Origin of the sequence: Mucilaginibacter ginsenosidivorax, from assembly GCF_007971525.1 — a bacterium.
Lineage (GTDB): Bacteria > Bacteroidota > Bacteroidia > Sphingobacteriales > Sphingobacteriaceae > Mucilaginibacter > Mucilaginibacter ginsenosidivorax.
In genome coordinates this window covers 3,460,032-3,474,193 of sequence record NZ_CP042437.1, presented here as the reverse complement: position 1 = coordinate 3,474,193, position 14,162 = coordinate 3,460,032, and the positions used below count along the sequence as shown (strand labels likewise).

The window sequence follows — 14,162 nt, the reverse complement described above, 5'->3', positions numbered from 1 at the left end:
TCAATCCCAGTTATTTAAAATCAAATCCAAGGTCTTTAAGTTGTAATTATAAAATATCTTCGTTTTAAACCCTTTTTTGAATTTGAATTTAGTCAGCCTTGCTTTCAGGTAACTTGTAGATGCTGGGAGTTTATTAATTTCTATTGACAATAATTTGTCTAAGAATATTAAATCATCGTAGTCTTCTGTTAAAAAAATATTAGAGAAGTAAACGCCAACGAATGCCTTTGATTTATTGCCGATTAGTTTCGTATTACTTGTTAGATATTTAATTCTCCTTATTAATAATCGATTAGACTTTTTTAAGAAGACTGTTCTTCCTCGGTCATAAATTTTAAAAGCATTTATTATTCTCTTCGCATATCTTTTTTTACGTTCTCTTGACATTCTAACGACAACGTTCTGCAAACTAATAGGGTTGCTTATATCGTTATCAACATGCCGATACTTAAAAATAAATATATAACCTAGAAATGTCATTTGTAACGTACTGATGGATGTCAGTTTACTGGCAACAGGCCGCAAGTCAAGTACTTTTGTTTTTTCTAAGTTTAAACTCAGCTTGACCTCTTCATCCAAAATTTTCTCTACTCTGTCTATGTAACTGTTTGGAGAAATTGTCTCGTGCCTGCTATTTGGCGTAATAATTATAATAATATCGTCAACATAGCGCGCATAATAGGTTACATTAGGAAGAGCTCGAATACGACTATCAAACTCGCGCATAAAAACTTCAGCCAGATAGGCGCTAATCCCAAAACCCCTTGGTATCCCAACTCTTATGTCAGTCGACAATTTCAACCCGTCTGCAATTAACGTCTGCCAATAGGCGTTTAAAACCTGTTTAATAATTCGTTTAGAGGGTGAACTCAGAACGTTATTATTACCTATTTTACTAATCAGTAAGCCGTGATCTATATTTTCGTAAAAACTACTAATATCTGTTCTGATCACTGTTTTAGAAAACTTATCCTCAAGCAAGGTAATAAGCTGTGGTAATATTAAAGATCTGCTTGAGGGTTTAACTTTAAATGATTTTTTTAAATTGTATTGTATCTGTTTCAATACAAGAAAATCCTCGGCGGTGCCGTTATCAACATAAAGTTGCTTACCCCATTTTATATGTCCTCTATTAAAACCTACTTTATAAGATTCTTTGTTAACAAGTTCGGATAGTTCGTTTAGAACTTCCTCGAGTTTTTCGTCCTTTACCTTCCTTATCTTTGTTTTAAGGTCACTGAATGCGTCTTTGAAAAATTTATAGCTTCCGTAGTCAAATTTTGTACTATTTCGTTTTGCGTTAATGATAAGTCTTTCTCTTTCACTCTTTATAGTTTGATTTATGGATAGTAATTTATTGGCTTCTCTTCTCGATGGAAGGAAAACATCTCTTGTAAATTTGCCTTCTCCCTCGATATATATACCCTTTCTGTTAAGTATTTGTATTATCGTCTTAAAATTATCTGGGGAAAAGGATTGATCTAACATTGATATATAAGGTGGTTCAGAGTATGGCTAATTTATAAAAATATTTTTATAAATTTTATAATACAAATTAAGAGTAATAAAGACTAATCATAAGTTGCTGACACCTTATAATTACTACTAATCCCCAATAAGCACTTTATAAATTTAATATCTAAAACGTAATCCTGTTAAATCGGGTAAAAAAACTACTACACCTTGTTCGTGTTGTCTCCAACAACTTCGTTCCCGGCGGCACAGCCGTTAAAACGTAAGCCGTAAGCCAATTCCTTTTAAATAATGACTTGCCGATTGGTAACGATAACGGCAGAATTCAGATGGCTTTGGCTATCGCGAGATAATAACGGACCACGAGTTTGTTGGAGACAACTCCAACAAAGTGCGGGAAGTAGGCTTATATAGTGACGGCTTAATAAAAGATGAAAATTTCGAGCAAAGGCGTTAAGTGACTTGCTCGCGTCGCAGCCTCCTGGCTTGTGCGCCCGCTGATAGGTAAACACTATGCCAAGTATAAATATGCAAATCCCGGATGTTTGTTTCACCCGGGATTTTGCATTTTAAACGGATTCTCAATTTGCAAAGCGAAAGAATTGAGGTTGACGAGAAACATAGTTGATTGCCTAAACGCACAGCGCATACTTAGCATGCGGGCCACAAGTGAGGGCACTTGCGGCAGCGAAAAAAAGGCTTAGGGCATCGAAAGGATTGCTTCGTGCCTTATAATGACATGAATGTAAGTTATTGATTATCAATAATACTTTTTTTTAATTTTCAACGTAGAGACGCATAATTGCGTCTCCCGCGTGCAAATCACACATGCAAATTGATCTTGCAAATCAGCCTTGCAAATCCTGAATATCCTGCGGGAGACGCAATTATGCGTCTCTACAACAGCCCCATTTGCAGCAATGTCATTACTGTTTTTTCCAGGATTATTCTGGTAGTTACTCGCCGGTTGTTTATAACATTTGTTTAACTATATCCGTTGCACGTCATAACGATTTTTTTAGGTTTCACATGATGACTGCGTGCAAAGACGCTAAGCCGCAACGCGATTTGGTCTCTTTTGCGTCTTAGCGTCCTATCGCGACCAACACCTACAAACATTTGCAACCCCGAGCTAACTTATCAACAAAAGCCCTCCGTTTTAATTGCCTGAACAGCAGGATGAATAACGGCTTAAAAATTAGTGCAAAACTATTTGTTAATAACATAATAAGCTGTATCTTTGCAGTCCCGAAAATGCGGGGTATAATAAACGTTTAAACAATTTAATTTAAAGCAAGTGAATACGTTAAGTTACAAAACTGTCTCAGCCAACAAAAAAACCGTTAACAAACAATGGGTTGTTGTTGACGCACAAGGCGAGATTTTGGGGCGCTTGTCCACTAAGATCGCAATGATCATTCGTGGTAAAACCAAGCCAGATTTCACCCCGAACGTAGACTGCGGTGATAATGTAATAGTTATCAATGCAGACAAGGTAAAGTTGACCGGAAACAAATTCAGCGCAAAGCAGTATGTTTCTTACACTGGTTATCCAGGTGGTCAGCGTTTCATTTCTCCTAAGGAGTTAATGGCAAAACATCCTGAACGCGTAATTGAAAAAGCCGTTCGTGGTATGTTACCTAAAAGTCGTTTGGGTAAAGCATTATTTGGTAACCTGTATGTATATGCAGGTGGCGAGCATCCACATGCAGCACAAAACCCAACAACCATTTAACTTTTTAATTTCAAAGGAGAAAAAAAATGCCAACAACTAACACTTCAGGCAGAAGAAAAACAGCCGTTGCCCGCATCTACCTTTCAGAAGGAAATGGTGCGATCATCGTTAACGGTAAAGATTACAAAGAGTACTTCCCAACATTGCCATTACAGTACATCGTAACTCAGAGCACTGAGGTTTCTGGTAGCACCGGAAAATTTGATGTTAAAGTAAATGTTGCAGGTGGTGGTGTAAAAGGACAGGCAGAAGCCGTTCGTTTAGCTATCGCTAAAGCCATTGTTGAACTGGATCCTGAAAAGAAACCAGCATTACGCGCTAAAGGTATTATGACCCGCGATGACCGTATGGTTGAGCGTAAAAAACCAGGTCGTAAGAAAGCACGTAAGAGATTCCAATTCAGTAAACGTTAATCACAGGAGGACAACAAAATGGCAAGAACAACATATCAGGATTTACTGGATGCAGGTGTACACTTTGGTCACCTTACCCGCAAATGGGATCCGAAAATGTCACAGTACATTTTCATGGAGCGTAACGGTATCCACATTATCGATTTAAATAAAACCTTAACTAAGGTTGAAGAAGCTGCTGCAGCTATCAAACAAATAGTAAAATCAGGCCGTAAGGTATTATTCGTAGCTACAAAGAAACAAGCGAAAGATATCGTTGCTGATTATGCAAAAAGTGTAAACATGCCCTACATCACCGAGCGTTGGTTGGGTGGTATGTTAACCAACTTTGCTACCGTACGTAAGTCGATCAAAAAGATGTCAAACATCGATAAATTGACTAAAGATGGTACTTACAGCAACCTTTCTAAAAAAGAAAGACTGATGATACAACGTGAGCGTATCAAATTAGAAACCCTTTTAGGTGGTATTGCTGATTTGAACCGTTTACCTGCAGCATTATTTTTGATCGACGTTAAGAAAGAACACATCGCTGTATCTGAAGCTTTGAAGTTGAACATCCCTACATTTGCTATGGTTGATACCAACTCCGATCCTTCAAACATCGATTTCCCTATCCCTGCGAATGACGACGCTACCAAATCAATTTCATTGATTACCAGCATTATCATCAAAGCGATTGAAGAAGGTTTGGAAGAACGCAAACGCGATAAAGAAGACGAAGCAGAAAAAGAAGCCGTAGCCGCTAAAGCAAAAGCTGATGCTCCTGAAGTAAAAGACCGCAGCGAAAACGAAGGCGGTAAAAGAACCAGGAAAACTGCCGAAGTTGCAGACGTTGTAGCCGACGCTGACACTGAAGCACCTGCCGAAACAGAAGAGTAATTATATTTTAGTCGTAAGTACTAAGTACTAAGTCTGGAATTACTCTGAGGCTTTGGGCTTAATACTTACGACTTTTTCATATAGGTTGTAGAATTAAGGTAGATATACCGATACTTTACAACCTGTATTTTTTAATACTAAATACAGTTGCAGGTTACAGGGACAATTTAAATTTGCCGGCAGCCTACAACTAATAACATACCACTTAAAACAAAAAAAGATGTCTACAGTACAAATATCTGCAGCCGACGTAAATAAACTGCGCCAGCAAACTGGTGCCGGTATGATGGATTGCAAAAAAGCATTAACCGAAACTAACGGCGATTTTGAAGCAGCTATCGATTTTTTAAGAAAAAAAGGAGCTAAAGTGGCAGCAAGCCGTCAGGACAGGGAATCAAACGAAGGTGTTGTTATATCGCGCACAAGCGCCGATGGCAAAACCGGTGTGATCATCGAGCTTAACTGCGAAACTGATTTCGTGGCTAAAAACGCTGAGTTCATCGCTTTCGCTAACGAAATTGCTAACAAAGCAGTTGAAAACCAGCCAAAAAGCATCGAAGAACTTTACGCGCTTTCTATCGATACAGAAAACACCACTACTACTATTGGTGAAGCTGTTATTGACAAAACCGGTAAAATCGGCGAAAAAATTGGTGTTTCTAAATTAGAGATCATCACAGGCGAAAAAGTTATCGCTTATGTACACGGTAACTTCCGTTTAGGTGTATTGGTAGCTTTAAACTCAAACCCTGAAGGTGCTGACGAAGCAGGTAAAGATGTTGCTATGCAAATTGCAGCTATGAACCCTATCGCTGTTGATAAAGATGGTGTTGATGCTTCTGTTATTGAGCGTGAATTGGAAATTGCTAAAGACGTGATCCGCGCTGAAGGTAAACCAGAAGAAATGGTTGAAAAAATCAGCTTAGGTAAACTGAACAAATTCTATAAAGACTCAACCCTGTTAAACCAGGAGTTTGTGAAAGATTCATCAAAAAACGTTGCCCAGTTCCTGGCCACCGTTGAAAAAGGCCTCACAGTAACCGCATTTAAGCGGGTAGCTTTAGGAGCTTAATTATATTATCCCCCTCGTTTTTAGCGAGGGGGATTTTTTTTGTATAGCCCCACCCAACCCTCCCCGGTAGGGAGGGCTTTGTTATGAAAGGGAGGTCCCTCCATAATTCTCTCCGGTAGGGAGGGATTTTTGCGAAGAGATAAATTAATTATAAACAATAAACAAAAAGTCTCCCCTACCGGGGGAGATTTAGAGGGGGCTTTATGATTGCACTTCACAACCATCAACTAATCTCCAATGGGCAAATTACCCAAGGCAAAGCCGTTTTAATTTCAGGCGACACTATTATTGACGTTATTGATGATACAGCCATCCCCGCTGATGCCGACAAGCGCGACCTCAACGGCTCATACCTTGCCCCTGGCTTTATCGATTTACAGATTTATGGCAGCGGCGGCTTGCTTTTTGCGGGTACGCCAACGGTAGCTGCTTTGGAACGATTGGAGAATGACCTGCTAAACCAGGGCACTACGGGCGTTTTTGCCACCATTGGCACCAATACCAACGAGATTGTAGAAAAAGGAATTGAAGCGGCTAAGGAGTTTCGTAAAAAGGCTATTGGCGCTTTCTGGGGCCTGCATCTGGAAGGGCCATATTTAAACCCGGCCAAAAAAGGCGCGCACCCGGAAAAGTATATTAAAAAAGCCCCCCTTGCCGAAGTAAAAGGCTGGGTAGAACGCGCCGAAGGCGAAATAAAAATGATTACCATAGCGCCCGAACTGCAAGACCAGGAAGTGATTGATTACCTGCACAACCAGGGAGTTATTATATCATCGGGCCATAGCAACGCTACTTATGCCGAGGGGAAAGCATTTTTAAATAAACCCATCCCTGCGGTAACCCACCTGTTTAACGCCATGCCGCAAATGCACCACCGCGAACCCGGCTACATCCCCGCTATTTTTGAAGAACGGCCATATACCAGCATTGTAGCCGATGGTAACCATGTAGATTGGGCGATGATACGCCTGGCCAAACGCGAGCTGGGCAATAAACTTTTTTTAATTACCGATGCCGTAACCTCAACTACCGAGGGCGCATACCAGCACCAACTGGTAGGCAATAAATATGTAATGCCCGATGGAACCCTCTCCGGTTCGTCGCTTACCATGTTAAAAGCGGTAGAAAACTGTGTAAAGCAAGTGGGTATTGAGTTAGCCGAAGCGGTAAACATGGCTTCATTGTACCCGGCCGAACTGGCAAAACAAGGTAAAAAAGGTAAAATTGAGAAAAACTTTATTGCCGATATGGTTGTTTTTAACGCTGATTTTGAGGTGGAAGCAACCTACCTTAACGGTCATTTATTAACAAAGACAACATAAAATTTTAACACTAATTTTTATTCGCTATTTTTGCGGAACGACACCTCATATGAACAACGCTTTATCAATTCATGATATCTACAAAAGCAAGTTCCCTTTATTTCTGTTAATAACAAATCACACCAAATGAAATACAAAAGAATCTTACTGAAGCTTTCGGGCGAATCGCTTATGGGTACAAGGCAATATGGCATTGACAATGCACAGGTTTTGCAATATGCCCAGGATATTAAAAGTGTTTACGACACAGGAATGGAAATTGCGATAGTTGTTGGCGGCGGTAATATTTTTAGGGGCCTGAGCGCCGAAAAATCGGGCATGGAACGTGCACAGGCTGATTATATGGGCATGCTTGCCACCGTTATTAACTGTATGGCACTGCAAAATGCATTAGAAAGTATTGGTGTTGAAACCCGCCTGCAATCGGCTATTAAAATGGAGCAAATTTGCGAACCATACATTCGCCGCCGCGCTATGCACCATTTAGAGGTTGGTAAAATAGTGATTTTTGGTGCCGGTACCGGTAACCCATATTTTACTACCGACACAGCTGCATCGTTACGTGCTATTGAAATTAAAGCCGATGTGGTACTAAAAGGCACCCGCGTTGACGGCATTTACACCGCCGACCCGGAGAAAGACCCCACAGCAACCCGTTACGACGAAATCAGTTTCCAGGAAGTATATGATAAAGGCTTAAACGTAATGGACATGACAGCCATTACCCTATGCCAGGAAAACAAGCTGCCTATCATCGTATTTGATATGAACAAAGAAGGCAACTTCATGAAAATAGCCAAAGGCGAAGCCATTGGTACGTTGGTGAAGTAGTTTTTTGTCATTGCGAGGAACTAAGCAATCTCGTAACCAATGCAAATCCGCCATGCGAGCAACGAGGTTGCCACGCTATCGCTCGCAATGACACACTTGTTACAACCATCCGCTATACACTAAAAAAATCTTAACGCCCCGTTATTCCGTAATTGGAATAAACGGGGCGTTATTTTTTTTAGTTTATGAAAGCAATTGGCACGGCACTGCTATTATTTATTACCAGTATGGTTGGTCCGGTTAATAAACCGGTAGTTAAGGTCGATCTGACTAAGTTTTCGGGTAAATGGTATTCATTATCATCAATACCAACCATGTTTGATAAGGATACAAAAGAAACTACTACCAATTATACCTTGAATAAGGATGGCTATTATAATGTGATAACAATAGCCAAAAAGGGAGAAGATAACGAGGTAAAAACCTATAAATCGAAGCTTTTCCCGGATAAAGATGATAATGCAGCCCAAATGAAAGCCCAGTTTATATGGCCAATTAAGGTTGATTACTGGGTTATTGACATTGCCGAAGATTACTCTTACGCGGTTGTCGGCCACCCCGATTATAAGTTCCTGTTTATCATGAGCCGCAAGCCAACCATGCCGCAGGGCGAATTCGACAAAATTGTGGCCAAATGTAAAGCAATGGGCTACCCGGTTGATAAGCTGGTATCACAGCATCATAGGGCAAATGAATAATACACACTAATTTCTCTAATTGAATCGAATTTCACGAATTATCGGGGCGGCTAAACACAACGATATTTTATATTACCTTCCTGAAAACGATAAAAGCCGCCTGTGACAGGGTGGCTTTTTATTTTGATGATGTTATGGCAGCGTAGATAACAGTAAACATGAGTGTCCCGAACCAAAGCATAAACACTCCGGCGTGAATTGCTACAGCTACCCGGAAGGCTTTACCGTGTTTTATCAGTTTAAATACCGACCTGGAAAGCAGAACGATGTTGCCGATGACGGCAATCAGCACGAAGATTAAGTCGATCCCCGCCCCGGCTAAATTGGTGGGCGAAATGGATGCACCAATGATGATAAGCAGCAAAGCAACCCCATAAAACATAACGATTGGCTGCCATTTAGTTTCAAGTTTATCTGTTGGATTTACCATTGTTCAGGTTGTCATCTTAAAAAAGCGTTGAATCGGAAAAGCTTTTGTTTTTTTGCGAAATGTAAACCGGTATAATGTTTTCAGTCCAAATTTATTTCAATATTGCCAAGGATCTTCTCTACAACGCACAGTTCTTTGTCATGGGCGTCTGTTCCAAGAAACGCTATATTAACCGAAAAGGAGCATATAAATATAAAGTTTTGGGTTCCGGTCGTCCAGAAGTAGTTAAGCGTGTCATCACTACCTTTTTGGCTATAAAAGGCAGCATCCCAGTTCCCTATTTTCGTAGCTACGGCTTGCGGGTTACTTTTCAATTCACCCGTGATAATGGCACTCGCTATATCGGGACTATTTTCCCATTTATTTGGCGTTATACGTAAATTGCCGCTCCATTTATCCGTATTGAAGAATGCATATGTACCTTCATCATCGTCATATTCCGACCAATTATCGGGCAACAGAGTCGAAAACCAACCGGCTGCGGATGTAAATTTCCAGTAATTCATAATCTCCTCAATGTGATTTTAGGTTTCAGGCCTACAATTAAAAAAAGTTCTACTTTTAAAAAAAAGACTTCCGAAGTTTCAAAAACTTCGGAAGTCTGCTTATAATTCGTGAAATTCGATTCAATTCGTGATTATTCGTGTGTATTAAATTCGATTCAATTAGAGAAATTCGTGTGCAAAATTCGTGTGCATTATTTATCGCTCAGCATTATCGGGTTTCCCTTGCCGCCACCCATGATGATCACTTTGGCGTTTGGCGAAGTGGCTATAGCAATCTGGGCTTTAATAGCCTCGTACTGTAATTGCTTATCCGACAAACCGGTTGAAAGTATCTTTTGATAGTCGGCAATACCCTGGGCCTCTACACGCTTGCGTTCGGCTTCCTGCTTTTCTTTTTGCAACACAAATTGCATTTTCTGGGCATCCTGCTCGGCGTTTATTTTGGATTCTATGCTGGCCCTTACCGATGCAGGCAAGGTGATGTTACGCACCAGGATCTGTTGCAATTCCAGGCCCCGTTTAGCAAAGTTGGCCGTAATAAACCTGTTTATCCTATCCTGAAATTCCTGCCGTTTGGTTGAATAAAGATCAACAGCTGCATAATTTACGGCGTTATCGCGGATGGCTGTTCTTGAAACCGGGCGCACTATTTTCTCTAAATAGTCTTCGCCAATGTTTTGCATAATAAATGGAGCTTTATCGGCATTTACCTTGTACTGAACAGAAAGGTCAATAGCCACCTCAAGACCATCAGACGACAATACCCGGATTGCATCGTCGCCTTCTTTTGAGCCTTCGTCATGAACGGCGCTCATGGTGTAGGTTTGCAAGCGCACATCAAAGGTCGTGATCTCGACAACTGGATTTACAACATGCAGGCCACTTTCTAAAATATGGTCCTGCACTTTGCCGAAAAGTACTTGTACACCTACTTTTCCGGGTTCAATAACCTTGAAACTGGACAGCAGCAAGCCAATGACCACCAATGCCCCGCCAACTATACTTATGGTACTACTAAAGTGGCTGGCCGGTTCGGGCGAGCGTTTGAGTACGATGCCCACCACGAGCACGATAACTCCTAATATTGCTATAAACATGCAATGAAGTTACACCTTTTTCTGCGAGTTCTTTACGTCTTTTAACAGTCTTATTTTTAAGAAAATAACCACCAGGCCCACAGCTATCGCAGCAGCCATAACCGGGTAGTTTTTGGCCATAAAGTACTGGTAAGCCACAAAAGCGCATAATACCAAACCAATGGTATATAGCACGTTAAGTATTAATTTAAAAGCCATGATTAATATACGCTTAAGTCGGGGTCAATCTCGGCCGCCCAGGCTAAAATACCGCCGCGCAGGTTGTACAGGTTGGTAAAACCCCTTTGCTCCAGCTGCATAATAGCTGCTGCACTGCGCTTGCCGCTGCGGCACATTACTACTACCGGTTTATCTTTAGATACTTTTTCGCTCTCAATTAAAATGCCGCCAAGGGGGATAGATAATCCACCAAGGTTTGATGTTTCATATTCAAAATCTTCCCTAACATCAATTAGCTGAAAATCTTCGCCTTTTTCTTTTTTTTCTTTTAACTCCTGTACGGTTATCTCGTTCATGATCAATAAAATTATAATCCAAAGGTAGCTTTTTTTCCAATGCAAATAATTACGTGCAATTTTTGTAACAATCAATGCCTAAGAGCGTTTATTATATGATTTGCTGCACAATATGCTTTTTTAACCATCTTTGGCCGGCAAATGGCAGATAGCCACGTTAATAATTTGACACAAATATTAACCGGCATCTATTTAAAAAACGATATACATGAAAAAAGTTACCCGCTTTTTCTGGTTTTGTTCAGGAGCGCATATAGATACACTTAAAAAATACCCCATCGAGCATAATAAGTATGTGGGCATTGGGGCTACCATATTTTTCACGGCATTGTTTGCATCCCTTTCGGGAGGCTATGCCATGTACTTTGTTTTTAACGGCGATGCCTTTGCTGTTGGCTTTGCAATACTGTTTGGATTATTATGGGGAACAGCCATCTTTAACATGGACAGGTACATTGTATCGAGCATTAATAAAGAAGGTACAACCAACCAGCAGATACTGCAGGCATCGCCCCGGATATTACTGGCCATAATGATTGGTATAGTAATATCGCGCCCGTTGGAACTGAAGATATTTGATAAAGAGATCCGCCAGAAATTAAAACTATCCTACCTGAAAGGTCAGCACCGTAAAATTGATACCCTCGAAAAAACGTACAATCAAAAGTATGCCATGGAGATGGGTAAAACCAATGATCTGAAAAAGGAAAAAGATTCGCTCGAGAAAGACATTAACCGGAGCCGTTTCCTGCTTAACCAGGAGGTTTTTGGCGATAAAACCAACCAAACATCGGGCATTACCGGCTACGGTACCTATGCCAAGCAGAAACAAGCCGTGCTGGAAGAAAAAGAAGCCCGCCTGAAAACCGTTACCGATAACCTGGGCCAGCTTGACGCATACCTGGGCCACCGCAAAGATTATGAGGGGCTAAACAGTACCCGGCTATTTACCGATCATCAGCTGGATAGCCTGGCCAATGTGGCCGGTTTTTCCGACCGGAACTGGGCGCTGGGCCAGCTATCATACAATGAAAATGGCACGCGCGACCTGGACACCTATCTGGCCATCTCGTTTATTGGCTACCTGTTCATTTTATTTGAATGTTTACCGGTATTTGTTAAACTAATGTCGCCCAAGGGGCCGTACGATGTGGCCGTTGCCAAAACTGCCGAGGCCAATATGTACATGGCCGACAGGGATAAAGACCTGAATATTACCGTGACCGATAACACTTACGATCATAGCCTGGAAACCGATGTAGAACGACGAAAACGGGTAATCTCCTCAGAGTCGAAATATGAATTTTAGTAATTAACTGAACATCATTTCATTATCCAAAATTTCTACAAAAAGCGGCCAGCATTTCTCCAGATTGGTAGTTTATCCTTGTGTAAATTAAATTTATCATGATGAAGAAACTATCATTTTTAATGGCGCTCGGCCTTGCTTCGGGCGTTGTTACGGCACAGGATCTTAAATTAAAAGATGTCCCTGCCGCAGTAAAGTCGGCGTTGGCAACCAAATACCCGGCTGCAGGCAAAGTAACATGGGAAAAAGAAAAAGGCAACTATGAAGCCAACTGGGGCGGCAAATCGGGCGAAGATAACTCTGCGGTGTTTACGCCAGCCGGTACTTTTGTTGAAATTGTAAATGCCATAAAAATAAGCGCGCTGCCTCAAAGCATCGCCCCTTATGTTGCAGCACATTATAAAGGTGCAAAGATAAAGGAAGCCGGCAAAGTTACCGATGCCACCGGCAAAACCTTTTATGAGGCCGAAATAAAGGTAGGCGACCTGATTTTTGATGAAACAGGAAACTTTGTAAAAAAAGACTGATTGGTAACCTGCTAACCCAATATACGCCTGTTCCTATGCCGGAATGGGCGTTTTTTTTAATGCCTTAGCCACCGCAACTACATTGGCGGCAACCAGCTTTCCTGTTTGCTTCGACCAATCTTTCCTGAAATCCGAATCGAGATATGCCTTGCCCGGGCCGGGGCCATTGTTCCAGTAAGTATATGATTGCGGGGCTATAGTAAAGCCCACGTCCATAAGTCCGCCCGCAATTTCGGTAACTACATGCCTGGCGCCATCTTCTTCGCCGGTAACTACAAAGCCTGCCACTTTGTTGTAGGTAACAGGCCTGCCCTCTTCATCTTTAACGGGGTATAAGCCGTTTATGCGCTCCATAACCCGCATGGCTATACTTGATAGCGTGCCCATCCAGGTAGGCGTAGCCATAATTAATATATCGGCGGCTAATAGTTCTTTCAGTATTGCCGGCCAGCCATCGCCTTCGCCCATATCAGATTTTGAGCCGGTTTTTACATCATAATCTGCCACGCGGATCATTTTGGTTTTGGCCCCAAGTTTTTCCAGTGCATGCACAACCTCCGTGGCCAGCGCTTCGGTATTTGATGGCAGGGGCGATGGTTTCAGTGTGCAGTTTAATACCAATGCTTTCATGTATTGATAACTATGAAAAGCCCTTAATGTTTAACCCTGTATTATTTGATGTCTGATTCGGGAATTATAAAATCAGATGGCATGTCATTAATCTGTTGTTAAAAGTGGCTTTTTTTTAAAGACACAACACCTCAATAACGATCCCCCCAAACGGTCTAACTATGAGTTAACACATGCTTGCGACCCTGTTGGTGTTTTTTTTAAGAAAAGAACTGCCGGGCTCCTGTTTTTAAGCTGAAATAAAAAATCATCTTCAAAACGAGGTTGCTTAAACACAATAGTTGATTTCATATAGATTAAATACTCCTTAATCTATTATTAAAAAACGCTATTGATCCCTCGTTTCTTTTTATTGAAATAAGGGTTTTAAACCCTCTTTTTGAGCCCGTTAGAAAAAAAAATAAAAAACAAAAAATCCAAAGATCTATTAATATCGTAGGTAATGGATAGTTAAAACATTATTAGTAGTAATGAAAGATACGCTGAATTATAAAATCAAGGCTATTGCGGCCAACATCAGGAAAACCCGTGAACAGTTATCTTATACGCAGGAATACCTGGCTGCAAAATTAAAAATATCGCAAAATGCATATAGTAAAATCGAGCTCGGTTATACCAAAATAACAGTAGAAAGACTTTTCCAGATAGCCGCCATATTGGAGGTTGATGTGCACGAACTGATAGCTACCGAAAAAACTGCTGCTGCGTAATCTGCATTAAAT

At 41.0% G+C, this 14,162-nt stretch carries 17 protein-coding genes; 10 read left to right on the top strand and 7 right to left on the bottom strand.

Annotated features, from left to right (window positions below):
* Complete coding sequence (drt3a, locus tag FSB76_RS14520) at positions 1-1,488, bottom strand: antiviral reverse transcriptase Drt3a (protein WP_147054489.1); 1,488 nt, start codon at positions 1,486-1,488, stop codon at positions 1-3.
* Positions 1,489-2,770: 1,282 nt separating this feature from the next.
* Between drt3a and rplM the strand changes: the two genes are divergently transcribed.
* The 7 genes from rplM to FSB76_RS14485 all read left to right on the top strand — a co-directional run bounded on the left by rplM (position 2,771) and on the right by FSB76_RS14485 (position 8,426).
* Entirely contained in the window at positions 2,771-3,208 is a 438-nt protein-coding gene (gene rplM / locus FSB76_RS14515) for a 50S ribosomal protein L13 (RefSeq protein ID WP_090638869.1), read from the top strand.
* 26 nt (positions 3,209-3,234) lie between these two features.
* A complete protein-coding gene (rpsI, locus tag FSB76_RS14510; RefSeq protein WP_090638861.1) occupies positions 3,235-3,621 on the top strand; it encodes a 30S ribosomal protein S9 in 387 nt (128 codons plus the stop codon).
* An 18-nt stretch (positions 3,622-3,639) separates the two neighbouring features.
* Entirely contained in the window at positions 3,640-4,503 is an 864-nt protein-coding gene (gene rpsB, locus FSB76_RS14505) for a 30S ribosomal protein S2 (protein ID WP_147054487.1), read from the top strand.
* Positions 4,504-4,723: 220 nt separating this feature from the next.
* On the top strand, positions 4,724-5,575 hold the full coding sequence (tsf, locus tag FSB76_RS14500; RefSeq protein WP_090638843.1) for a translation elongation factor Ts: 852 nt from the start codon (positions 4,724-4,726) through the stop codon (positions 5,573-5,575).
* A gap of 203 nt (positions 5,576-5,778) precedes the next feature.
* Positions 5,779-6,897 carry an N-acetylglucosamine-6-phosphate deacetylase gene (nagA, locus tag FSB76_RS14495; RefSeq protein WP_147054485.1) on the top strand — a complete coding sequence of 373 codons (1,119 nt, stop codon included), beginning with the start codon at positions 5,779-5,781 and terminating at the stop codon, positions 6,895-6,897.
* Between the two features lie 126 nt (positions 6,898-7,023).
* Entirely contained in the window at positions 7,024-7,728 is a 705-nt protein-coding gene (pyrH, locus tag FSB76_RS14490) for a UMP kinase (RefSeq protein WP_090638821.1), read from the top strand.
* A 185-nt stretch (positions 7,729-7,913) separates the two neighbouring features.
* Positions 7,914-8,426 carry a lipocalin family protein gene (locus FSB76_RS14485; RefSeq protein ID WP_147054483.1) on the top strand — a complete coding sequence of 171 codons (513 nt, stop codon included), beginning with the start codon at positions 7,914-7,916 and terminating at the stop codon, positions 8,424-8,426.
* A gap of 118 nt (positions 8,427-8,544) precedes the next feature.
* On the opposite strand, the gene FSB76_RS14480 is transcribed toward FSB76_RS14485, so the two are convergent.
* The 5 genes from FSB76_RS14480 to FSB76_RS14460 all read right to left on the bottom strand — a co-directional run bounded on the left by FSB76_RS14480 (position 8,545) and on the right by FSB76_RS14460 (position 10,974).
* Positions 8,545-8,856 carry a hypothetical protein gene (locus tag FSB76_RS14480; RefSeq protein ID WP_147054481.1) on the bottom strand — a complete coding sequence of 104 codons (312 nt, stop codon included), beginning with the start codon at positions 8,854-8,856 and terminating at the stop codon, positions 8,545-8,547.
* Between the two features lie 80 nt (positions 8,857-8,936).
* Entirely contained in the window at positions 8,937-9,362 is a 426-nt protein-coding gene (locus FSB76_RS14475) for a DUF3805 domain-containing protein (RefSeq protein WP_147054479.1), read from the bottom strand.
* 191 nt (positions 9,363-9,553) lie between these two features.
* A complete protein-coding gene (locus FSB76_RS14470) occupies positions 9,554-10,459 on the bottom strand; it encodes a prohibitin family protein (protein ID WP_147054477.1) in 906 nt (301 codons plus the stop codon).
* A gap of 9 nt (positions 10,460-10,468) precedes the next feature.
* Positions 10,469-10,657: a DUF6358 family protein gene (locus tag FSB76_RS14465; protein WP_147054475.1), complete on the bottom strand. Its 189-nt coding sequence runs from the start codon at positions 10,655-10,657 to the stop codon at positions 10,469-10,471.
* Positions 10,658-10,659: 2 nt separating this feature from the next.
* Complete coding sequence (locus tag FSB76_RS14460) at positions 10,660-10,974, bottom strand: rhodanese-like domain-containing protein (RefSeq protein WP_090641589.1); 315 nt, start codon at positions 10,972-10,974, stop codon at positions 10,660-10,662.
* Between the two features lie 208 nt (positions 10,975-11,182).
* On the opposite strand from FSB76_RS14460, the gene FSB76_RS14455 reads away from it, so the two are divergent.
* A complete protein-coding gene (locus FSB76_RS14455; RefSeq protein ID WP_147054474.1) occupies positions 11,183-12,283 on the top strand; it encodes a DUF4407 domain-containing protein in 1,101 nt (366 codons plus the stop codon).
* A gap of 98 nt (positions 12,284-12,381) precedes the next feature.
* A complete protein-coding gene (locus tag FSB76_RS14450; RefSeq protein WP_147054472.1) occupies positions 12,382-12,810 on the top strand; it encodes a PepSY-like domain-containing protein in 429 nt (142 codons plus the stop codon).
* Between the two features lie 33 nt (positions 12,811-12,843).
* Here FSB76_RS14450 and FSB76_RS14445 read toward each other — a convergent pair whose 3' ends face one another.
* Positions 12,844-13,440, bottom strand: coding sequence for a flavodoxin family protein (locus FSB76_RS14445; protein ID WP_147054470.1), 597 nt, complete (start codon positions 13,438-13,440; stop codon positions 12,844-12,846).
* Between the two features lie 470 nt (positions 13,441-13,910).
* Here FSB76_RS14445 and FSB76_RS14440 point away from each other — a divergent pair, with 470 nt between their 5' ends.
* A complete protein-coding gene (locus tag FSB76_RS14440) occupies positions 13,911-14,150 on the top strand; it encodes a helix-turn-helix domain-containing protein (protein ID WP_147054468.1) in 240 nt (79 codons plus the stop codon).
* Positions 14,151-14,162: the final 12 nt, after the last annotated feature.

Excerpts from the sequence above, each read along its gene's own strand:
- drt3a (WP_147054489.1), bottom strand. The coding sequence starts at position 1,488 with ATGTTAGATCAATCCTTTTCCCCAGATAATTTTAAGACGATAATACAA.
- rpsI (WP_090638861.1), top strand. The coding sequence starts at position 3,235 with ATGCCAACAACTAACACTTCAGGCAGAAGAAAAACAGCCGTTGCCCGC.
- rpsB (WP_147054487.1), top strand. The coding sequence starts at position 3,640 with ATGGCAAGAACAACATATCAGGATTTACTGGATGCAGGTGTACACTTT.
- tsf (WP_090638843.1), top strand. The coding sequence starts at position 4,724 with ATGTCTACAGTACAAATATCTGCAGCCGACGTAAATAAACTGCGCCAG.
- nagA (WP_147054485.1), top strand. The coding sequence starts at position 5,779 with ATGATTGCACTTCACAACCATCAACTAATCTCCAATGGGCAAATTACC.
- pyrH (WP_090638821.1), top strand. The coding sequence starts at position 7,024 with ATGAAATACAAAAGAATCTTACTGAAGCTTTCGGGCGAATCGCTTATG.
- FSB76_RS14485 (WP_147054483.1), top strand. The coding sequence starts at position 7,914 with ATGAAAGCAATTGGCACGGCACTGCTATTATTTATTACCAGTATGGTT.
- FSB76_RS14480 (WP_147054481.1), bottom strand. The coding sequence starts at position 8,856 with ATGGTAAATCCAACAGATAAACTTGAAACTAAATGGCAGCCAATCGTT.
- FSB76_RS14475 (WP_147054479.1), bottom strand. The coding sequence starts at position 9,362 with ATGAATTACTGGAAATTTACATCCGCAGCCGGTTGGTTTTCGACTCTG.
- FSB76_RS14470 (WP_147054477.1), bottom strand. The coding sequence starts at position 10,459 with ATGTTTATAGCAATATTAGGAGTTATCGTGCTCGTGGTGGGCATCGTA.
- FSB76_RS14465 (WP_147054475.1), bottom strand. The coding sequence starts at position 10,657 with ATGGCTTTTAAATTAATACTTAACGTGCTATATACCATTGGTTTGGTA.
- FSB76_RS14460 (WP_090641589.1), bottom strand. The coding sequence starts at position 10,974 with ATGAACGAGATAACCGTACAGGAGTTAAAAGAAAAAAAAGAAAAAGGC.
- FSB76_RS14455 (WP_147054474.1), top strand. The coding sequence starts at position 11,183 with ATGAAAAAAGTTACCCGCTTTTTCTGGTTTTGTTCAGGAGCGCATATA.
- FSB76_RS14450 (WP_147054472.1), top strand. The coding sequence starts at position 12,382 with ATGATGAAGAAACTATCATTTTTAATGGCGCTCGGCCTTGCTTCGGGC.
- FSB76_RS14445 (WP_147054470.1), bottom strand. The coding sequence starts at position 13,440 with ATGAAAGCATTGGTATTAAACTGCACACTGAAACCATCGCCCCTGCCA.
- FSB76_RS14440 (WP_147054468.1), top strand. The coding sequence starts at position 13,911 with ATGAAAGATACGCTGAATTATAAAATCAAGGCTATTGCGGCCAACATC.